The organism is Tessaracoccus luoxuelianae (assembly GCF_054483915.1).
Window position 1 is genome coordinate 2,724,084 of sequence record NZ_CM137013.1, and the last position, 19,700, is coordinate 2,743,783.

The 19,700-nt window shown below is 71.7% G+C and carries 19 protein-coding genes; 3 read left to right on the forward strand and 16 right to left on the reverse strand.

The genetic code is table 11. The annotated features are described in order from the left end of the window. Positions 1–33 precede the first annotated feature (33 nt). The 3 genes from malQ to ACX1D1_RS12515 are packed head-to-tail and all read right to left on the reverse strand — an operon-like array spanning position 34 to position 4,289. Positions 34–2,187, reverse strand: coding sequence for a 4-alpha-glucanotransferase (gene malQ / locus ACX1D1_RS12505; protein WP_459054767.1), 2,154 nt, complete (start codon positions 2,185–2,187; stop codon positions 34–36). A gap of 12 nt (positions 2,188–2,199) precedes the next feature. Beyond that, the gene (locus ACX1D1_RS12510) at positions 2,200–2,928 is read right to left on the reverse strand and encodes an RDD family protein (protein WP_182784757.1); all 729 of its coding nucleotides are present in this window, start codon (positions 2,926–2,928) and stop codon (positions 2,200–2,202) included. Next, positions 2,925–4,289, reverse strand: coding sequence for an MFS transporter (locus ACX1D1_RS12515; RefSeq protein WP_182784755.1), 1,365 nt, complete (start codon positions 4,287–4,289; stop codon positions 2,925–2,927). The genes ACX1D1_RS12510 and ACX1D1_RS12515 overlap by 4 nt, the downstream gene beginning before the upstream one ends. A 192-nt stretch (positions 4,290–4,481) precedes the next feature. Here ACX1D1_RS12515 and ACX1D1_RS12520 point away from each other — a divergent pair, with 192 nt between their 5' ends. After that, the gene (locus ACX1D1_RS12520) at positions 4,482–4,724 is read left to right on the forward strand and encodes a DUF3039 domain-containing protein (RefSeq protein ID WP_182784753.1); all 243 of its coding nucleotides are present in this window, start codon (positions 4,482–4,484) and stop codon (positions 4,722–4,724) included. A gap of 7 nt (positions 4,725–4,731) precedes the next feature. Here ACX1D1_RS12520 and ahcY read toward each other — a convergent pair whose 3' ends face one another. From ahcY to ACX1D1_RS12550, 6 genes are read right to left on the reverse strand one after another with little or no spacing between them, the layout of a single operon-like run. Continuing rightward, positions 4,732–6,129: an adenosylhomocysteinase gene (ahcY, locus tag ACX1D1_RS12525; RefSeq protein ID WP_459054768.1), complete on the reverse strand. Its 1,398-nt coding sequence runs from the start codon at positions 6,127–6,129 to the stop codon at positions 4,732–4,734. Positions 6,130–6,138: 9 nt separating this feature from the next. Further along, positions 6,139–6,585 (reverse strand): type II 3-dehydroquinate dehydratase, encoded by a 447-nt coding sequence (locus ACX1D1_RS12530; RefSeq protein ID WP_182784749.1) that lies wholly within the window; start codon positions 6,583–6,585, stop codon positions 6,139–6,141. 4 nt (positions 6,586–6,589) lie between these two features. Beyond that, positions 6,590–7,606: a phosphoheptose isomerase family protein gene (locus tag ACX1D1_RS12535; protein ID WP_182784747.1), complete on the reverse strand. Its 1,017-nt coding sequence runs from the start codon at positions 7,604–7,606 to the stop codon at positions 6,590–6,592. Further along, positions 7,603–7,794: a Trm112 family protein gene (locus ACX1D1_RS12540; protein ID WP_459054769.1), complete on the reverse strand. Its 192-nt coding sequence runs from the start codon at positions 7,792–7,794 to the stop codon at positions 7,603–7,605. The genes ACX1D1_RS12535 and ACX1D1_RS12540 overlap by 4 nt, the downstream gene beginning before the upstream one ends. A gap of 33 nt (positions 7,795–7,827) precedes the next feature. Continuing rightward, positions 7,828–9,177 (reverse strand): phosphohexomutase domain-containing protein, encoded by a 1,350-nt coding sequence (locus ACX1D1_RS12545; protein ID WP_459054770.1) that lies wholly within the window; start codon positions 9,175–9,177, stop codon positions 7,828–7,830. Positions 9,178–9,209: 32 nt separating this feature from the next. After that, complete coding sequence (locus tag ACX1D1_RS12550) at positions 9,210–9,575, reverse strand: DUF3499 domain-containing protein (protein ID WP_182784743.1); 366 nt, start codon at positions 9,573–9,575, stop codon at positions 9,210–9,212. Between the two features lie 37 nt (positions 9,576–9,612). Between ACX1D1_RS12550 and ACX1D1_RS12555 the strand changes: the two genes are divergently transcribed. Next, complete coding sequence (locus ACX1D1_RS12555; protein WP_182784741.1) at positions 9,613–10,050, forward strand: metallopeptidase family protein; 438 nt, start codon at positions 9,613–9,615, stop codon at positions 10,048–10,050. Between the two features lie 9 nt (positions 10,051–10,059). Here ACX1D1_RS12555 and ACX1D1_RS12560 read toward each other — a convergent pair whose 3' ends face one another. The 4 genes from ACX1D1_RS12560 to ACX1D1_RS12575 are packed head-to-tail and all read right to left on the reverse strand — an operon-like array spanning position 10,060 to position 15,678. Further along, positions 10,060–11,316 carry a DUF5719 family protein gene (locus tag ACX1D1_RS12560; protein ID WP_459054771.1) on the reverse strand — a complete coding sequence of 419 codons (1,257 nt, stop codon included), beginning with the start codon at positions 11,314–11,316 and terminating at the stop codon, positions 10,060–10,062. Continuing rightward, positions 11,313–14,264 (reverse strand): glycosyltransferase family 2 protein, encoded by a 2,952-nt coding sequence (locus ACX1D1_RS12565; RefSeq protein ID WP_459054772.1) that lies wholly within the window; start codon positions 14,262–14,264, stop codon positions 11,313–11,315. The genes ACX1D1_RS12560 and ACX1D1_RS12565 overlap by 4 nt, the downstream gene beginning before the upstream one ends. Positions 14,265–14,285: 21 nt before the next feature. After that, positions 14,286–14,540 carry a WhiB family transcriptional regulator gene (locus tag ACX1D1_RS12570; RefSeq protein WP_459054773.1) on the reverse strand — a complete coding sequence of 85 codons (255 nt, stop codon included), beginning with the start codon at positions 14,538–14,540 and terminating at the stop codon, positions 14,286–14,288. 58 nt (positions 14,541–14,598) lie between these two features. Next, positions 14,599–15,678 (reverse strand): mannose-1-phosphate guanylyltransferase, encoded by a 1,080-nt coding sequence (locus ACX1D1_RS12575; RefSeq protein ID WP_459054774.1) that lies wholly within the window; start codon positions 15,676–15,678, stop codon positions 14,599–14,601. A 52-nt stretch (positions 15,679–15,730) separates the two neighbouring features. Here ACX1D1_RS12575 and ACX1D1_RS12580 point away from each other — a divergent pair, with 52 nt between their 5' ends. Further along, on the forward strand, positions 15,731–16,384 hold the full coding sequence (locus tag ACX1D1_RS12580; RefSeq protein ID WP_459054775.1) for a TIGR03089 family protein: 654 nt from the start codon (positions 15,731–15,733) through the stop codon (positions 16,382–16,384). On the opposite strand, the gene ACX1D1_RS12585 is transcribed toward ACX1D1_RS12580, so the two are convergent. From ACX1D1_RS12585 to ACX1D1_RS12595, 3 genes are read right to left on the reverse strand one after another with little or no spacing between them, the layout of a single operon-like run. Continuing rightward, positions 16,373–17,383 carry a DivIVA domain-containing protein gene (locus tag ACX1D1_RS12585; RefSeq protein ID WP_459054776.1) on the reverse strand — a complete coding sequence of 337 codons (1,011 nt, stop codon included), beginning with the start codon at positions 17,381–17,383 and terminating at the stop codon, positions 16,373–16,375. The two genes, ACX1D1_RS12580 and ACX1D1_RS12585, sit on opposite strands and share 12 nt — an antisense overlap. Next, on the reverse strand, positions 17,380–18,729 hold the full coding sequence (locus tag ACX1D1_RS12590) for a coiled-coil domain-containing protein (RefSeq protein WP_459054777.1): 1,350 nt from the start codon (positions 18,727–18,729) through the stop codon (positions 17,380–17,382). The genes ACX1D1_RS12585 and ACX1D1_RS12590 overlap by 4 nt, the downstream gene beginning before the upstream one ends. After that, positions 18,726–19,679: a glycosyltransferase family 2 protein gene (locus ACX1D1_RS12595; protein ID WP_459056586.1), complete on the reverse strand. Its 954-nt coding sequence runs from the start codon at positions 19,677–19,679 to the stop codon at positions 18,726–18,728. Before ACX1D1_RS12595 ends, ACX1D1_RS12590 begins: the two co-directional genes overlap by 4 nt. Between the last annotated feature and the right edge of the window lie 21 nt (positions 19,680–19,700).

Sequence of the window (19,700 nt, forward strand, 5' to 3'; positions counted from 1 at the left end):
CGAGGTGCCGCCGGGAGTCACACCAGTCGGTCGTCACCACTCCCAGCGCGACTCCGGCTGCTCGTCGAGCCCGTTCATCACGGCAGCCAGGCGGCGAGGCAGCTGCGCCTTGAAGATGTCCTCCAGCGAGATCCGCTTCCCGCGAAGATCCGAGAGCGGCACCCGCCAGTTGGGGTACTCGTCCACCGTCCCCGGCTGGTTCTGTGTCTGCCGCTCCCCCACCGCGTCGGTCAGCGCCGCGAGCAGCACCTTCGACGGGGTGCGCAGGAGGAACTTGTGCAGCGCTAGCAGCACCTCAACCTGGTCGTCGGTCTGATCGGGGGCCAGGAGCCCGTCCTCGACGAGCTTGGCAAGCCAGCCGGCCTGCTCGCGCTGGGCGGTTTCCAACTCCTCCTGGAGGGGCTCGGTGAGCAGACCCAGGTCGTCCCGCAGCCGAACGTGATCTCCGGCCAGGTAGCCAAGCGTGGGAGGGAGGTCATGGGTGGTCACTGACGCCATGCAGTACTGGCGCCACCACTGGGAATCCAGCGGTTCGCCCTGCATGCCGGCCTCGAACCACAGCACCGAGGTGCCGAGGATGCCCCGGCGCGAGAGGTAGTCACGCACCCAGGGCTCGACGGTGCCGAGGTCCTCGCCCACGATCAGGGCCTGCGCGCGTTGCGCCTCCAACGCCAGGATGCCCACCAGCGCCTCGTGGTTGTTGCGGACGTAGGTGCCCTTCGTGGGGCCCAGGCCCATCGGCACCCACCACAGCCGGAACAGTCCGATGATGTGGTCGATCCGAACCCCACCCACGCGCCGCAGAGCTGCCGAGACCATGGCGCGGAACGGGGCGTAGGCCAGCTCCTCCAGCTTGTCCGGGCGCCACGGCGGCTGTCCCCAATCCTGACCGGCCTGGTTGTACTGATCCGGCGGCGCGCCCACGCTCATCCCCCCGGCGAACACGTCGGGCATCATCCACGTCTCGGCGCCCTGACGGTGCACACCCACCGCGAGGTCCGTGACGATACCCACCGGCATGTTGACCTCCGCGGCCACGGTCTGCGCGGCGGACACCTGCGTCTGGGCCACCCACTGCAGCCACTCGAAGAAGTCCACCTCGGCTGCGTGCTCCTCGGCGTAGGCGGCCACCGCCGGCGACGAAGGCCGGCGAAGCTCCTCGGGCCACTCGGTCCACAGCTGACCGTGGGTCAGGCACAGGCAGGACCAGAGCGCGAAGTTGCGCAGACCGCTGCCCTCACGGCGGCGGAAGTCGTCGTAGGCGATCCGCCGGGCCGAGCGCATGCCGGACTCGTGGATGAGCCGCAGAGCCTCGATCTTCAGCGGCCAGATGGCGTTGCGGTCCACGATGCCGGATGATTCCGCGGCGGCCTGCGCCTGCCGCCGGAGCGCCTTGATCCGCATCCGCACGGAGCGGCCGAGGGTGGCGTACTCCTCGATCGCCTCGGGACGGATGTAGATCGGGTTGATGAAGCGGCGGCTCGCCGGGAGGTAGGGCGAGGGCTCCATCGGGGGGACGGGCTGGGCGGCGTGAAGCGGGTTGATCAGCACGTAGCCTGCGAACTGCTTGGTGCCGGACCAGGTGATCAGGTCCGCGAGGTCCGCGAGGTCACCGATCCCCCAGGACTGCCGCGAGGTCACCGAATACAGCTGCGTGCCGTAGCCCCAGATCCGCTGGTTGCGCATCGCGGGAGGGAAGCCGACGAACGACGGAGTGACGATCAACGAGCCCGTGTGCACGCCGGTGTCCGTGTGCGCCACCACGTGGTGGTAGCCGGTGGGAAGATCCTCGCCCAGCCAGAACGTGGCCTCCCCGATGGCGACCCCGTCCACCCACCGGTCCGGTGCGAAGTTCTCGGACTGCCACGCGGGGCGCGTCTCACCCGATTCGAGGCGCACCTGGACCCGGACCTGCGTGCCGGCGGGGACGTGGATCGCCACGTGCACGCCGCGCCCCTCCTCCACGACGGTGCAGGAGGGGACGGTGCGCAACCAGCGCTCGTCCTCCAGCCTGGTCAGTGCTGCGGCTGCCGTCTCTGGCGTGCCGGCGTCGACGTCGAAGGCGGCGAGCACGGACACGATGGTTTCGGCCGGAATGGGCACGTGGCGGCCCTTCCAGTCCCAGAACTCCTGGGCGATGCCGAAGCGCTCTGCCAACTGGGTCAGGCCGGGGTGGAGGTCATTCACGATGAGGGCCCCTTAGCGGATCTTGAGGACGTGTGTTCTGGCGATCATGTCACCGAGCGTCTGCTTCTCGCGCGTGAACGCGGCGAAGAGTCCGTTGATCACCCAGATCACCTCGTAGAGGACGGCGCTGACGATCCCACGGACCGCCGCCGTGCCCCAGTCCAGCTTGGAGTCCGCGGGGGCGCCCGCCTTGACCACCCGTAGCCCCAGCGCCAACTGGCCGACGGTGGCGCTGAGTGTGCCGTACAGGACCGTCCGGTACGCAGCCATCAGGGCGGCCCCCAGGATGGCGCTGTAGAGCATCGCTGTCCAGAAGTCGTCGCCGGGGAGCGGCAGATCGCCGACGGGGTTCTCCGCGAACACGGTGAGGTCCCGCTGCCAGCGCAGGAGCGCCACCTCGAGCGCAGCGTTGAGACCGAGGGCGCCCGCGACGATCTGGGTGAGGATGCCCAGGAGGATGGAGTCGATGATGAAACCGAGCACGCGCCACCCGAAGCCCGCGTAGGGACGCTCCTGCTGGTAGCGCGTGTCCCCCATAGGCGTGCCGTAGCCCGGTTGTGCGCCGTAGCCCGGTTGCGCGCCGTAGGACTGCTGCGGGTGGGGCTGCGGATGCGATGGCGGCGGACTGTGCGGGTCCCGCGTGGCCTGGGACCAGGCGATACCGTCCCAGAAGCGCTCGCCTCCGGAGCCGGCCGGGTCTGGGTACCATCCTGCGGGCGGCTGCTGGGGGGTGTAGGTCATGGGTCCAAGGATGCCACGAGCAACTCGTTGCGGATGCGCCCGATCCGCCTGCTGACGACGATGGCAGCCACCGATGCGACGCTGAGGACCAGCAGCGGCACCGAGTAGGCCAGCTTCGGCGGCTCGACCATCAGCAGCGCGGTGTAGAGGCCACCGGCCAGCGCGGTGATCACCGCGTTGCCCACGGACTCGGCCACCTGCATCGAGGACTGGTTGCGGCCCTGCTGGAAGGCCGACGACAGACTCATCACGGCCACCGCCGAGCTGGGCATGGTCAGGCCCATGCCGAGACCGCCCACGATCCAGGCGCCCAGCCCCACCCATAGCGGGAGGGCCGGCCACCAGGCGAAGGCGGTGATCGCCGCGATGCCCACCGTCGAGCAGGCCGCACCCCAGGTGACGTAGGAGTCGCGGTGCAGGCGCACCCACGCCTGGGACTGCAGCCAGGAGCCGAGGGTCCATCCGATGCTGCCGACGGTGAGCGCCAACCCCACCTCGAACGGGGTGAGCCCGCGCAACTGCTGGAGGGTGACCAGCAGGATGGTCTCGGCGGCGAAGAAGGATCCGGCCTGGATGGCCCGGGCGAGCACCACGCTGGGGATTCCCGGCCCCACGCCGAGGGTCCCGGGCGCGAGGATCCTCGGAAGACCCCACACCAGCGCCGCAACGCCCAGCACGGCTGAGGCCGCGCTCAGCCAGCCGAGGTCCTGCCCGGCCAGCAGGATGAACGAGGGCCCCAGCGTGACCGCCACCGTGGGCCACACTGCGATGGGCGCGACGGCGTCCTCTCCCGCGCGGAACCGCGCCTGGACGCTGCGCAGGCCCGGTCCGGTCATGAGGAACGCGACCACCACCAGCGGAAGCATGGTGGCGAACACCAGGCGCCAGTCGTACTGCGTCAGCCACGCCGCGAACGGGGGGCCGATGAAGGCCGGCAGCAGCCAGCAGAACGAGACCAGGGCCATCACGCGGGGCCGGTCGCGGGGCTCGAACCCATGCGCCACGGTCACCGACAACGTGAGGTTGAGTGCCCCCGCCCCGAGGCCCTGCACCACGCGGGCCGCCAGCACCACCCACACCGTCGGCGCGAGCCAGCCGAGGATCAGGCCGACGGCGAAGAGGGCGAAGCCCGCGTACATCGGCAACGCCGGACCGCGCGTGTCGGCCACCCGGCCACTGACGATGGTGGCCAGCAGCATGCCCGAGATCATGGTGGTGAACGCCCAGGGGTACAGGTGGGCGGAGTTGAACGACTCCATGATGGTGGGGATCGCGGTGGCCAGCCCGATGGACTGGAAGGCCACCGAGAAGACCGACAGCATGATGCCGACGATGAGCATGCGTTGCCCAGACCCGGTCATTGCCCACCTCCGCCGACTAGTGCCCTGCGCCAGAAGTTCGTTGATGGGTGGCGGTGTCCCAGGGGATGGATCGCAAGGCCGACGAGCGAAGTAGCACTTGGTCGTTCGTCGAGTGAGGAGAACGCGGCGAGGCGCCGCTGGGGGGCCGTCAATCGCAGCGAGCTTCTGGCGCAGGACACTAGCATAGGGGGCATGACTGAGCTCGCCCCCGGATCACAGACCGTCACTCAGGAGCGCACTGAGCTGTTCGAGGACGGCGACCAGGACCGCTTCTCGCACTACGTGCCCAAGGAGAAGCTGGTGGCCGCCATGGTCAACGGCACCCCCGTCGTGGCGCTCTGCGGCAAGGTGTGGGTGCCGACGAAGAACCCCGAGAAGTTCCCCGTCTGCCCGGAGTGCAAGGAGATCTGGCAGTCCATGAACCCCGGCGAGTGAGCCTGCCTCAGTAGCGGTAGCTGTCCGGCTTGAACGGGCCGTACGGGTCCACCCCGAGGTAGCCGGCCTGCTTGTCGGTGAGCGTGGACAGCTCCACCCCGAGGGCGGCCAGGTGGAGCCGGGCCACCTCCTCGTCGAGGTGCTTCGGCAGCGTGTACACGCCGACGGGGTACTCGTCGGTCTTGGTGAACAGCTCGATCTGGGCGAGCACCTGGTTGGTGAACGAGTTGCTCATCACGAACGACGGGTGGCCGGTGGCGTTGCCGAGATTCAGCAGCCGGCCCTCGCTCAGGACAAGGACCGAGTGCCCGTCCGCGAAGCGCCACTCGTGCACCTGCGGCTTGATCTCGATCTTCTCCACATCCGAGCGCGACTCCAGGCCAGCCATGTCGATCTCGTTGTCGAAGTGGCCGATGTTGCCGACGATGGCCTGGTGCTTCATCCTGGCCATGTCGTCGGCGGTGATGACGTCGCAGCAGCCGGTGGCGGTGATGAAGATGTCCGCCCGCTCCACCACCGAGTCGAGCGCCGCCACCTGGTAGCCGTCCATCGCGGCCTGGAGGGCGCAGATGGGGTCCACCTCGGTGACGATGACGCGGGCGCCCTGGCCGCGCAGCGACTCGGCGCAGCCCTTGCCGACGTCTCCGTAGCCGAACACCACGGCCACCTTGCCGCCGATCAGGACGTCGGTGGCCCTGTTGATGCCGTCGATGAGGGAGTGCCGGCAGCCGTACTTGTTGTCGAACTTGGACTTGGTGACCGAGTCGTTGACGTTGATGGCCGGGAACAGCAGCGTGCCCTCTCGGAACATCTCGTAGAGGCGGTGGACGCCGGTGGTGGTCTCCTCGGTGACGCCCTTGACGGAGTCCGCGAGCGCCTGCCAGTCCACGACGCCCTGCGCCTGGCGCAGCGTGTCCAGGACGACGCGCCACTCCTGGGGGTCGCGGTCGGCGGCTTCGGGGACTGCGCCGGAGCGCTGGGCCGCGACGCCCTCATGCACCAGCAGCGTGGCGTCCCCGCCGTCGTCGAGGATCATGTTGGGCTGACCGCCGTCCGGCCACTGCAGGATCTGGCGGGTGCACCACCAGTACTCCTCCAGCGTCTCTCCCTTCCAGGCGAAGACGGGAATCCCTGCGGCGGCGATGGCTGCAGCCGCGTGGTCCTGCGTGGAGAAGATGTTGCACGACGCCCACCGCACCTCGGCGCCCAGCGCCACGAGGGTCTCGATGAGGACCGCCGTCTGGATGGTCATGTGCAGGGATCCGGCGATCCTGGCACCGGCCAACGGCCGGCTGGTGCCGTAGCGTTCCCGCATTGCCATCAGGCCGGGCATCTCGTGCTCGGCGAGGGTCATCTCCCTGCGGCCGAAGTCGGCAAGGGACAGGTCAGCTACGCGAAAATCCACGCCGCCACTCTACCCGGCCGACGGGGCCTCCCCCGACGCGGCGATGTGGGCCAGTGCGAGGTCGTAGCCACCCACCCCGCAGCCGATGATGATGCCCTGGGCCTTGGCCGAGAGCACGCTGTGCTGGCGGAACTCCTCGCGGCCGTGGACGTTGGAGATGTGGACCTCGACGTAGCTGGGCACCAGGGCGGCCGCGTCTGCCACCGCGTAGGAGTAGTGGGTCCAGGCCCCCGCGTTGAGCACGACGGGGGCACCGGCGTCGGCAGCCTCGTGCAACCACGCGATCATCTCGCCCTCATGGTCCGTCTGGCGCACCTCTACGTTCAGCCCCATGCCCCGTCCCGACTCGACGAGGTGGGCCGCCAGTTGAGCGTGGGTGGTGGCGCCGTAGACCTCCGGCTGCCGGGTGCCGAGCCGGCCGAGGTTGGGACCATTGAGGACGAAGACCGTGCGCATGGCGTTAGTCTGCCAGCCCGATCTCAAGGTAGGCGGCGCCGTAGAGCCCGCGCTGCAGGAGGGTGACATAGCGCTCCACGTCGCTGAGGGCCAGGTCCGCGTCCCCGGAGGACAGTCGTGCCACCCGGGCTCCGACGGACTCGGCGCGGGCCGCCAGCCGTTCGGCCACGTCGCTGAGGCGATCGGTCAGCTTGTCGTCGTCGAGCAGGACCAGGCACGGCTGGGCCTCGGCGTCGCCCTCGAGGGGATCCGCGAACGGGTCCTTCGGCTTGACCGCGCGCAGCAGGGTGTCGAGCTCGGAGGCATCTGCTGCCAGGGCGGGCCTGCCGGAGGCGCGGCGGACGGCCTCGGCGATCCTGCGCGAGGCCCGGCCTGCCAGCACCGTGCCGCCCCAGATCAGCGGCAGTGTGTCCGCCAGGTTCAGCGCCATCTCTTTCCCCGGATTCACCGACAGGTCCCGGCCGGGAGCGCACGCCTCCGCCACCAGGTCCGCGGCATCTGCCACGTGGCCGGTATGCACGGCGGGCCCGAGCCCGAGGTCGCCCAGCAGCGACAACACCCCCACCGCGGCGGCCAGGGAATCCGGCTCCAAGGTGGGGATGAGCGTGGTGGCAGAGGAGGAGGTCAGCTGCGCCAGGCGCGAATCCATCGGTGCCGCGACGATCATCATCGAGCCGCGGCGCATGGCCTCCGCGGCGCACTGCAGCACCCATTCGGGGGTGTCGTGATCGCCCAGCACGACGGTGAGGTCCAACGGCCCCACCCACGCGGGGAGCCCTGGGCCGGGCCACGCCATGAACGGCACCGGGCAGGCCACCTCCAGCACGGCGCGCACCAGGCGGGCCTCCGTGCCGAGCGCCAGAATGCCGCGGGGCCTGTCAGCCCGCTCCAGATGGCCGACCGGTTCCGACAGTGCCGCGCGCCGGATCCTCGCCCCGGCCGACGCCAGCCGACGGAGACCCTCATGCGCCTCGAGGCCCGGGTCCTCCAACCTCGAGTCGTCGAAGAACTGCCCGTTCACAGCGTGCTGCGGGCCTGGTCGATCAGGAGCACGGGGATGTTGTCCCGTACGGGGTAGGCCAGGCCGCACGCCTGGTTGGTGCACACCAGCTCGTGCGCGTCGTAGTCCACGGCGAACTTCGCGTGGCACGCGGGGCACGCCGCCACCGCCATGAACTCGGGCGAGAGTTCCATCGTGTTTTCTGCCATCGTCCTTGACCTCCCTTGGTTCTCGGTTCGAATCTACCCGGCCCGGACGAGCCCGAGCACCTCGTCGCGCAGGGCGAGCATCGTGGCCTCGTCGCGGGCCTCCACATTGAGTCTGAGCAGGGGCTCGGTGTTGCTGGACCGCAGGTTGATCCACCACCCGGCCTCAGGGTTGCGGACGCTGAGGCCGTCCACCCGGTCCGCCACGCCCCGGCCCTCGAAGGCGGCCGCCACGCGAGCCGTGCACGCGCCGGCGTCGGTGACGGTGGAGTTGAGCTCGCCGGAGCGGTGGTAGCCGTCGAAGACCGCCGCCAGCGCGGACAAGGGCTGGTCCGCACGCCTGACCAGCTCGATCAGGTGGAGAGCGGCCAGCATTCCGGTGTCCGCGGACCAGAAGTCACGGAAGTAGTAGTGGGCGGAGTGTTCGCCGCCGAACACCGCCCCGGTCTCGGCCATCAGCGCCTTCACGTAGGTGTGGCCGACCATCGACTGCTCCACCCGCCCGCCGTGGCGGGCCACGGCCTCGCCGACGCACCAGGACGTGATGGTGTTGGTGACGATCGTGGAGCCGGGATGCTTGGCCAGCTCCGCCACCGCGATCATGGCGGTGACCACCGACGGGTCCACCACGCCTCCGAGCTCGTCGATGATGAAGCAGCGGTCCGCGTCTCCGTCGAACACCAGGCCCAGGTCCGCGCCGTGTTCGAGGACGGCGCGCTGCGCGTCCACCAGGTTCTCCGGCTCCAGCGGGTTGGCGGGATGGTTGGGGAAGGTGCCGTCGAGCTCCAGGTAGAGACCCACCACGTCCAGCCCGCGTCCCGCCAGCGCGGTGAGCGCGGTGTGTCCGGCCATGCCGTTTCCTGCGTCCACGACGACGGTCAGCTCGCGATCCCCCGTCGGCGGGACCAGATCCCCCAGCTTGTCCGCGTAGGGCTCGAGGGCGTCAAGCTCGCGGTAGCCGCCCGTGGGCTCGGGGCCGAGGACAACGGTGGCGGCGACGTCCCGAAGGCGGGCCATGAAGTCCGCCGGCACCGGCCGCGCGTCCGCCAGGCAGAACTTGATGCCGTTGTAGGTGCTGGGGTTGTGGCTGGCGGTGAACTGGACGCCAGGGAGGCGCAACCAGCCGGAGGCGAACCACAGCTCGTCGGTGGAGCTGAGACCGATGTCCACCACCGAGGCCCCGGCACGCCGGGCGCCGTCGGCGAAGGCGAGCGAGAGCTCGCGGCCCAGGGTGCGCATGTCGCGGCCCAGCACGAACTCGTCAGGGCCGAGCAGCTCGACGAACGCGGCGCCGAGCGCCCGGGCGCCGTCGACGTCCCACTCGGGAGCATGGCCGACGACGATGCCACGGATGTCGTTGGCCTTGAAGATCTGCGGGGCTAGCACGCGGGCCAGCCTATCTCCTGGAGCGGTGCGGCTCAGTCGATCGTCGGCACGAGGCGCAGGTGCCCGCCGCGACCACCTGGCGGCAGCTCCGGGGCTGCAGGGAGGGGTGCCGGGACCGGGTCGTCGTGACGCAGCCCGATGGCGCGCACGGCATCGGCCAGGGCCATGAGATCGTCCGACGGGACGTCCGGGGCGGGCCCGCGACCGTCGAGCGGGAGCCGGATGACCTCCCAGCCCTTGGGGACGCTGGTGCGCTCGGCGTGGACGGCGCACAGATCGTAGGAGCCGGGCTCCGCGGCCAACGCGAGCGGCCCCAACACGGCCGTGGAGTCGGCGTAGACGTAGGTCAGCGTGGCGAGGGCGGGGGCCACGCACGCGGTCCTGGAACATCTGCGCACGGGCTGACGCTACCCGACCACGGGCTAGGGTGGCGGCATGCCACGCAGACGAGACCGGCACGGGCGCGGGATTCGCGGCCCCCTGGCCACCCCCAATCAGTGGACCGGCACAGCCGTGCCGTTGAGCCGGCCCTCCCGCGTGGACTTCTTCAACGACTGCGTCACCTCCGCCATGGCCGCCATCGCGGCGGTGGCCCCGGACGCGCTGAACGGCATCGTCGTGGGCGTGGAGGAGGTGCCGCACCTGAATGTGGCCTGGTCCGGTGACCGCGTGCCGCTCTCGGCCGCCCTGGAGTCCAGCCGGGGCCGGAGGGCGCAGATCGTGATCTTCGAGCGTCCGCTGGAGCATCGGTCATCCTCGCGCAGCCAGCTGCGTCGACTGGTGCACCGCACCATCGTCGAGCAGCTGTCGACGCTGACGGGTCGCAGCATCGACGAGCTGGTGGGCGGCGCCTCCTGGGACGACGAGGACTGAGCAGCTCGGTCAGCGCAGCGCGGGGCGCAGCTCTGCAGGCAGGGTCTGCACCTCTGCGACCGCGGCTGGGCCGACGGGAACCACCACGGTGCCCTCCGGTGTCACCGACACGGCAGCGGCGAGCACCTCGGCGTCCGAGGTGACGGAGACCACCACTGGCCCGCCCTCCGGGACCGGCACCGTGACGCTCTGGCCTGGCCCGATGCTGACCTGCTGGTTGGTGGTCTCTCCCCCGACGGGGGTGAGGCCGACGTCCGCGGTGAGTGTGTCCGATCGGCCGGGGTTGCTCAGCAGCAGGGTCCCCGCCCCGGGGACCAACCCTGTCAGGTCCGTGCCTGGCGCCTCAGCCACGACGGTGGCTCGGGCGCCCGTCGCTCCGGTGACGAGCGCCGCCCCCACCGCGACCGTCGACGTGACCCGCACAGCCGTCGGCTCCCCTGCCAGGGGTGCCGTGAGGTCGATCGAGATGGTGCTCATGGCCGGGATGGAGAGCGAATCGGCCACCGCGGGCACGTACGGCCCTGCCGGCCCCATGCCCTCGATGGACACCTCCGTGCGGTTCTCCGTGGGGTTGCTCACCAGGAGCCGCGACGAGGTGGCGCCCCCCGGGGCGCCGGTGAGCAGGTGCTCGGTGGCCACCGTGGTGGGCGGCGCGAACTGCGTGGGGCGGCCCTCCACCGCAGCGGCGATGAGCGCCACGCGGCCCTGACTGGTACTGAACGCGACGCCGACCGGCCCGGCCGGCGCCAGCACCGACAAGGCGACCCTCCTGCTGACGCCTGGCGCCAGGGCGATCCCCCGGGCCCCCACTGCGGTCACCTCGCCGTCGGGGCCGAGGAGGGTGAGATCCACCGCGGCCGCGCCGGGGTCCGTGTTGACCAGGATGAGCTCCGTGGCGGCGGGGTCCGCGACGAGCACCATCCCGGCGGTCGCCGGGGTGCCGCACGGCGCGAAGGCGCGCTGCGGCTCCTCGACGAGGACGCCCGCCGCAATCGTGTCCTCAGCACGGAGGCCCACCGACCCTGTCACAGGCTCGGCCACCGGTGCGGTGACGGCGCGCTCGGCCCCGTCGAGCCCCGTGACGCTGAGCTCACCGGAGCCACTGACGAGGACTTGACCTGCGGGGATGCAGGTCAACGCCGTGCTTCGGGGAAGCTCGATCACCTCGGCGGCCGGCTTCCGGAGCGGGCTGATCAGCGCCAACCCGACAGCCACGGCCACCACCAGCATGAGGGCCGCCAACGACACGCCCAGTCTGCGGATCATTCCTGCCCCCTCCGCGCCACGGTGGCCGCACCCAGCGTGGGGGCCGCCAGGATCGCCAGGACCGCCGCGACGGCGAGCTGGACGGCGAAGCGCCACGGATGCGGCCGCGGCTGCACGGCCACCTCGCCCGCCGACTGGCCCAGGTCGAAGGTCAGGCGGTCCGCGCCGTCGATCCGCTGGAGAGGCCGTCCGTCGAGGGTGGCCTGCCAGTCCGCGTCCGGTGGCTCCGCGACCACCAGTCTGCGCCCGGCGGCACCCTCCTCCACGCGGCCCTGCACCAACGGCTCGGCGGTCTCGCCGTCGACGACCTGAGACCTGGACACGAGGCCGAGCACGGTCCAGACCACCGTCTCGGCGTCCGCCGCTGCGCTGGTCATTCCCGCCGCGTTGTCCAGGGCAGCCCTCAGCTCGGGGTCGAAGCCCCGCAGCCAGACGTGCGAGGTCCCCAGCGCGGTCAGCTGCTGGGCCACGTCGTCTGGCACCGCCCCGGTGGAGAAGGCCTGGACCAGGGCGCGGAACTCGGCGGAGAAATCCCCAGCCGGATTGCGTTCGCCGGTGCCCCACTGGGGTTGGCGGGCGTCAACGACATTCCACGCGAGGGCACCGTCGTCGGTGAGTTCGATCATGAGGGCCCGGGTGTCGCGCGGGGAGTCCAGCACGTCACGCACGTAGCCGGGGAGCGCCGAGGCGGTGTCGTCCACGGGCCCGTTGAAGCCCACCCCAGCCCACACCCCGGCGGCCAGCAGGCCGCTCACGCCCAGCGCAACAGCCGAGCGGGTCAGAGCCGCGCCACCAAGCTCGGCCGCCACCACGGGCGCGAGCAGCGCCGCCACCACGAGCAGCGCCCACGGGGACAGGAGGACCCGGGCGGTGCCGCCATCGACGGTGACCACCAGCCGCGACAGCAGAGTCCCGATCACCAGCGGGGCGGCGATCCCGGCGATCGCCCACCGCCAGGCCGTGCCGGAGAGCCGCGCCAGGGCCACGACGGCGACGAGGGCCAGCACGGCGAAGAAGGTCACGTTGGCCCACAGCGGCAGCCCCGAGGGGAGGATGCGGCCCACCACCAGTGCGAAGGACGCCGGCGGGAAGTCCGGCCACGCATTCGGATCCACCCCGGTGAAGAGGCGGCCGGGGTGCGCGACGAGATGCCCCAGCCAGGGGGCGAAAAACACCCAGGCCGGCAGGACGCCGACGGCGACGTCCGCCACGCGGGAGCGTTCGCGCACGGCCCAGCCGACGGCGGCGAGGGTGGCCAGCACCAGCAGCACCGGCCACACGAGCGAGGCGATGACCAGCCAGAAGGCGGCGCCCGCCGGCGCCCGGAGCCGCTCCGCCCCGGCGGCCTCGTTGCGGACGACGGCGTGCACCGCCCTGGCCAGCAACGGCCCGACCACGGCCAGCACCATGCCGCTGACGTCGCCGGCGGTGACGAGGCCCAGCAGGATGGTGGCACCGGCCCACGCCGCCGAGACGGCCGCCCCGACCGCGGGCGTCACGCCGAGCCGGCGCAGCAGCGCCAGCGCGGACAGCCCCGCCAGCAGCGGGGTGGCGAGCAGGGCCAGGAAAGCGAACCAACCCGGGCTGCCCAGACCGGCCAGCGAGGCGACCGCCGCGACACCCATCCAGGGCGCCTCACCGCTCAGGTACGCCTCCCACACCGCGCCGATCGACCCCGGGGCCGGAAGCAGACCGCCCCCGGAGACCGCGCCGAGGCCGAGCAGGGTACGGCCGGCCGCGACCGCCGCGACGGCGAGCAGGACCAGCAGCGCGGTCACCGGAGAGATCACCCGGCGGCGCACCGGCCCTCCGGCGAAGTCGTCGCCGGTCAGGTCGTCGAGGGTGGTGTCGGCCTCCCGCAGATCCCGGAACCTCTCCGAGACCCCGGCGCCCAGCTTGTCGACGGCGTGGCGCAGCGGCCAGAAGCGGTTGGGGAGCAGGTCGTCGGGGGTGAGGTCCTCCTCCGGCAGCCGGGCCGCCAGCGCGGCCGTGACCTCGCCGCTGCCCAGGTAGCGGCGTATCGCCGCCAGCTCGGCGCCTGCGTGTCCTGGGGATTTGGCCAGGAGGAAGCCCAGCGCCCGCAGCGTCGAGCCCACCGCGACACCCGCGCGGGAGGCGCCCCGCGCCCCGGCCACCCGGAGCGCCGCCAGCCGGTCGTCCTCGTGCGGGTGCAGGTCCGAGGGACGCTCTCCGGTGCGGCCGGCGCGACGGTGCACCAGCGCGGCGGCGGGCCAGGTCAGCACGCGGTAGCCGACGGCGTTGGCGCGCCACCCCAGGTCCACGCCGTCGCGGTGACGGGCCACCTCGGGAGCCAGTCCGCCGATCTCGCGCCACACCTCGCCCCTGACCAGCATGCCGGCGGTGGACCCGCCCAGGACCTCGCGAGGCTCGGTCTGCTGCTGGTCCACGTCGCCCTCCTCCACCAGCGGCACGCGCTGCCCCCCGGGGGTGATGGCCTGCCCCACCTCCGAGAGGGTGTCGGGGTAGTTGCGCCGCTTGGGCTCGAGGAGCTTCGGCACCACCACGTCGGCCTGACGGGCGCCGTCGAGGAGGTGGGCGAGGGTGTCGGGGTGGGGAGATGAGTCGTCGTGCAGCAGCCAGATCCACTCAGGCTCGGACTCCGCGAGCGCCAGGCTCACCGCCTCGCCGAAGCTGCTGCCCGCGTCTGCGTCCACCAGTTCATCCAGGACGCCCTCGGCGACCGCGCGCAGCACCAGGTCTCTCGAGTCGTCGACCGATCCGGTGTCCACCGCGACGATCCTGCCCGGCCGGGGATCAAGGCGGGCCAGGGCGAGTAGTTGACGGGGAAGCCATTCCGCCGCGTCGTGGACCACCATCACGGCGGTCACCGCAGCGGGTTCGATGAGTGGGGTCTCCCCGGCCGGATCCTCGGAATCGATCCAGGACCAGAGATCCTCGAGGCGTCCGTGCTGCGGTTCGTCAGTCACACTGTCCTCCCGGACCTGGGATTAGCCGGCCGCGCGCTTCAGCTTCCGGCGTTCGCGCTCGGAGAGGCCGCCCCAGATCCCGAAGCGCTCGTCGTGGCCCAAAGCGTACTCGAGGCATTCGGTGCGGACGGTGCAGTTCTGACACACCCGCTTGGCTTCGCGGGTGGAGCCGCCCTTCTCCGGGAAGAAGGCCTCGGGGTCCGTTTGCGCGCACAGCGCGTCAGCCTGCCACGAGAAGGCTCCGTCGTCTCCGAAGAGATCGATGGTCTCATCCACCGTCGCCTCCCTTCGTTGTTGTGAATTACACACGAGTGATTTTGATCGGTCAAGCCGATCAGGCGAATTGGTCCCCCGCATTCTCCCGCACGAGGGCCACCAGCTCCTTCACGCGCTCCGAATCGGCGAGCGGCGCCACCAGGGTGGCGGTGGGTGTGGAGACCACGAGGCAGTCGCGGAGTCCGATGGTGCCGAGCACGTGCCCGGCGCCCGTGGTGTTGATGAGGACGCATCCCTGCGAGTCCAGCGTGACGGTGGCTCCGTCGACGGCGTTGCCGTGCTCGTCCTGGGTCAGGAGCCCGGCCAGCGAGACGAAACCACCCACGTCGCGCCAGTCGATCGCCAGGCCGACGCTCACCACCTCGGCGTCGGTGCGGCCGAGGGAGGCGGGCTCCATCACGGCGTAGTCCACTGAGATCTTCTGCAGCGTGGGGAAGATCTCGTCGAGGAGCCCCGGATCGGCGACGATGGCGCGCACCTTGGCGGCGGTGTCCGGGAGCAGCTGGTCCAGCTGACCCAGCAGTGTCGCGGCCCGCCACACGAACATGCCGGCGTTCCACCAGTACTCGCCGGTGGCCAGGTACTGCTCGGCCACCTCCCGCGAGGGCTTCTCCTTGAACTCCGCCACCCGGTGCACCCCGGGGAAACCGTCGAGCTCCTCGGCGCGGTGGAGGTAGCCGTAGCCGGTATGGGGCGAGGTGGGCAACACGCCGAGGGTCACCAGCGCATTCGGCCGCTGCTCGGCCACCTCGAACGCCAGTGCGAGGCTGCGCTGGAACTCCTCGACGGGCGTGATCACCTGATCCGCGGTGACCATGGCCACCACCGCCTCGGGGTCCCTGTCCGCGACCACCGCTGCGGACCAGGCCACCGCGTTGAGCGAATCGCGGCCCTCAGGTTCCCCCAGGATGTTTCCGGCGGCCAGTCCGGGCAGCTGCCGGGCCACATCCTCGGCGTAGGCGCGTCCCGTGCACACCAGGATGCGCTCCGGCGGCACCAGGCCGACGAGCCTCTCGTAGGCCAGCCGCAGCAGCGAGGACCCTCCGAAGAGCTCCAGCAGCTGCTTGGGCCTGCCCTGCCTGGACAGCGGCCAGAGGCGGGTGCCGGATCCACCGGCCATGATGACGACGTAGCGCATGGTGGGAGGCTAGCGAATCCGGAGGGGCCAAGGCCCCCAATAGGATCGGTCCATGCTCATCAGCGCCCTCCGCCGTCGCGTCGCCCGTCAGGGCTCGCAGCCCCTCCTCACCTACTACGACGGGCACGACGGCTCCCGGATCGAGCTGTCGGCCGTCACGTTCGCCAACTGGGTGGACAAGACCGCCAACCTCATCGCGGACCTGGGCCACGACGACGGCGAGCCGATCGACGTGGCGCTCGCCGAGACCCACCCGGCGCACTGGGTGACGTTGGTGTGGGTGGCCGCGGCGTGGCAGCGCGGCTGCCCGGTCAACCCGGGGATCTCGGGCGCGGAGCTGCTGGTGGTGGGTCCGGGCGACGACCGCCGCGCGGCCACGACGGTGGCGTGCTCGCTGCACCCGCTGGGGCTGGGTTTCCCGGTGGCCCCTGACGGCGCGGTGGACTTCCGGGAGGCGATGGCGCAGCCGGATGCCCACGACCTCTCCCCGCTCGGCGAGTCGACGGTGTGGGACGGCGCCCCTGTGCCGGCGACGGCGCCCAGAGACGGACGGCTTCTGCTCCTGGATCCGCCCGCGGGCTGGGCCACCGTGGCCGGGGCGCTCGTGGCGCCCGTCCAGGGGTCCGGCTCGACGGTGGTGGCAGTGGGGGTGTCGCGGGAACGGGCGGCCGAGATCGCCGCCGCGGAGCGCGCGCTACTGATCTGAGGGCTGCTCCGCCTCGTCCGCCTGCGGCTGGGCCTCCGCCTCGGCCTCGGACTCCGGCTCAGGATCCGGCTCCGGGTCCGGGTCCACCGCCGCGAGGACCGCTCCCCCACCGAGGGTGGCCAGCATCTGACGCACATTGGACAGCTGGGAGGTGATCGAATCGCGGCGCTGGGTCACAGCGGCCAGTTCGCGGTCCGAGTCACGGCGGATGCGATCCGCCCGCGTCCGGGCCTCGCTCACCAACGCGTCGGCCTCACGCTCGGCCTTGACGCGCACGGCCTCGGCCTGCGAGGAGGCGTCTGAGATGATGCGCTGCGCCTCGTTCTCGGCTGCCTGAAGGTTCTCCTCGGCCGCCCGGAGCTGATCGTCGCGCTGGCCCATGGCCGCCGCGAAGTCCGCTGCCGCGGCATCGCGCCGCTCGGCGAGCGTCCGCTCGAAGTCCGCGGCGGCCTGGGCGGCCCTTGCCTGCTGGGACTCGTAGACGGCCTCTGCCTCCTCACGGCGGGTGGCGGCCTCGCGGTCCGCGTGGTCCAGCAGCTCGTCGGCGCGACGCTGGGCGCCGGTGAGGCGCGCCTCCGCGTCGGCCTCGGCGGAGGATCGGGTGTCCACCGCGTAGCGGTCAGCCTCGACGGCGGTGGCCTGCGCGATCCGGGTGGCCTCCTCGATCCGGGCGGCGGCCTCCTCCTGCGCGGCGCGGCGGGTGTCGTCGGCCTCCTCCTCGGCGAGGGAGAGGATCTGGCCCACGCGCTCGCCGAGCTCGGCGAAGGTGGGCCGCGAGGCCACGTGCTGGGCGCGGGCGGCCTCCTCGGCCCGGGCCTGCGCCTCGGCGAGGCGGGCTTCAAGAGCGGCCCGCTCCTGGCCGGCCTCCCGCAGCTGGACGCTCAGCTCACCCAGCTCGGCCCTGGCCGAGTCCAGGGCCTGCTGCAACGTGGCGATCTCGGCGTCGACCTGGGACGGCTCGTAGCCGCGCAGCACGGTACGGAAACTGGGTGTGGTCATGATTCCTCGCTGGGGGTGGGGGTGGTTCCTGGGACGGAAAGTGCTTCGATGACGCCGGAGAGGCTGCTGAGCTGCGCGGTGATGTTATCTCGGCGGCGGGTGAGCCGCGCAACCTCGTCGCGGGCGGACGCGACTGTCTCGCGGGCCCCGGATCGGAGCGCCTCGGCCTCGGTGCGGGCTTCGGCGAGCAGCCTCACCGCCTCCTCGCGGGTGGCACGGGTGCGCTCGAAGGAGGCGCGTTGCGAACGCTCCAGATCCGCTGCCAGCGTCTCGCGCACCAGAGCGGCCGTGGTCTCGGCCTCCGCGCTTCGTTCCTCGGCGCGGCGCACGATCGCTTCGGCCTCGCGTCTGGCCCGGTCCAGCGAATCGGTTGCCCTCGTCTCGGCGTCTGCACGGGTGCGAGTGGCGTGGTCTGCGGCGGCGCGCAGCTCGGCTTCGGCCCGCGCCCGGATGTCGGCGGCGTCCACCTCGGCGGATCGGATGCGTTGCCGGGCCACCTCGACGGCACGGTCCGTGGTCCGCGCGAGCTTGGCCCGCAGTTCCCTGGACCGGGTTGCGTTGGCCAGGTGGGAATCGCGGGTGGAGCGGGCGATGTCGGCCTTGGCTCCATCGAGCAGCGCGGAGACTGTGGTGCGGGCCCAGGCCAGCTGCGCGGCCGCGTCGGCCAGCTGGGCCTGCGAGCGACTCTCCGCGTCGTCGATCAGGCGGGCGGCCTGCGCGGCACCCGCCTCACGCTGGATCTCCACCTCTGCCGCGGCGTCGGCGCGGACCCTGGCCGCCTCGTCGCGCGCCTCCCGGAGCAGGTCGTCCACCTCTGCCGCGCTGCGCCGCGCCTCGGCCTCGGCGTCCGCGCGCACCTTGGCAGCGTCCGCGTCGGCCTGGGCGGCCTGCTCGGCCAGTTCCCGCTCGAAGGCCCGGCGTTCGCGCTCCAGTAGCGCGTCGTGCTCCGCGCGGCGCCGCTCTGACTCCTCGCGGATTCGTCCCGTCTCTGCCTCCGCCTCGGCCACGAGCTCAGCCGCTTGCCGGCGCGCGGCCGCGACCTCCGCCTCAGCCTCGGCGCGGGCGTCGCCGATCACCTCATCGGCTGCGCGCTGCGCGGACTCGGTGATCCGGCCGGCCTGGTCCGCAGCCTCGGTGAGGGCCCGTTGCGCGTCCGCGCGGGCATCGTCGAGCCGGTGACGGACGAACTCGAGTTCGCCTGCCGCCTCGTCGCGCTCCCGGAGGAGGCCGGCGAGTTCCTGCCTGGAGCGCGCCACATCAGCCTCGGCCTCCTCGCGGACCCGGTCCGCCAACCGTTGCGCCTGCAGGAGCAGGCCGCTGGCGGTCTCCGCGGCCCCCATGGTCACTGAGGCAGGCCGCGGACGAACCCGGCCCCCCAGAACAGGTGCATGACGGCGAGCACGACGGGGAACCTGAGCCGCGCGGCCGGGGACAATGACCGGACGCTGGCTGTCGCGGCGGCGACGAACGCGAGGTAGACGGCCGGGGTCAGCAGCAGGCCGGTGAGGGCGTTGTTGCGCAGGATCAGTCCAAGCAGCCCGCCGAGGAGCCCCCCGCCGAGCCCGAGCACGGTGAGTGGAGGCGCCAGGTAGCGCAGCGAAAGGGTCTCCGGGTGACGGCGGGCCACCTCACGGCGCCACTGGCCTGTGGTGTAGAACTGCCTGGCCAGGGCGCGGTAACCGTCCCGCGGGTGATAGACGACGCGCAGGCTGGGCGTGAAGTAGACCAGGTGGCCGGCGTGGCGGAGCCGGTAGTTGAGCTCCCAGTCCTGGGCGCGGTGGAGGGTCTCGTCGAAGGCGCCCACCTCCTGGAGCTTCGCCTTGCGAAACACTCCGAGGAAGACTGTGTCGGCCGGACCCGCCGGGGTGTCGGCGAGGTGGAAGCCGCCGCCACCCAGCCCGAGCCGCGAGTTGTACGCCGCCGCGATGGCCTCCGACAGCGGCGTTGTGCCCTGCGCGTCCATGAGCCCGCCGACGTTGGCGGCCCCGGTCTCCTCCAGGAGTGCCACCGCTGTCTCGATGTAGCCGGGGCTGAGCTCGCCGTGCCCGTCGACACGGACGATGATGTCGTGGCTGGAGTGGTCGATGGCGATGTTGAGGCCTGCCGGGGTGAATCCGGTGGGGTTGTCCAGGACGACCACACGGGGATCCGCGGCGGCGAGCTCGTCGGCGATCTCATGGGTCCGGTCCTCGCTCGGCGCCACCGCGAGCACGATCTCGAGCTCACCCGGGTAACGCTGATCCAGCACGCGCTCCACCGCGGCGCGCAGATGCTTTTCCTCGTTTCGGATGGGCATCACCACGCTGACAGGCTGCAC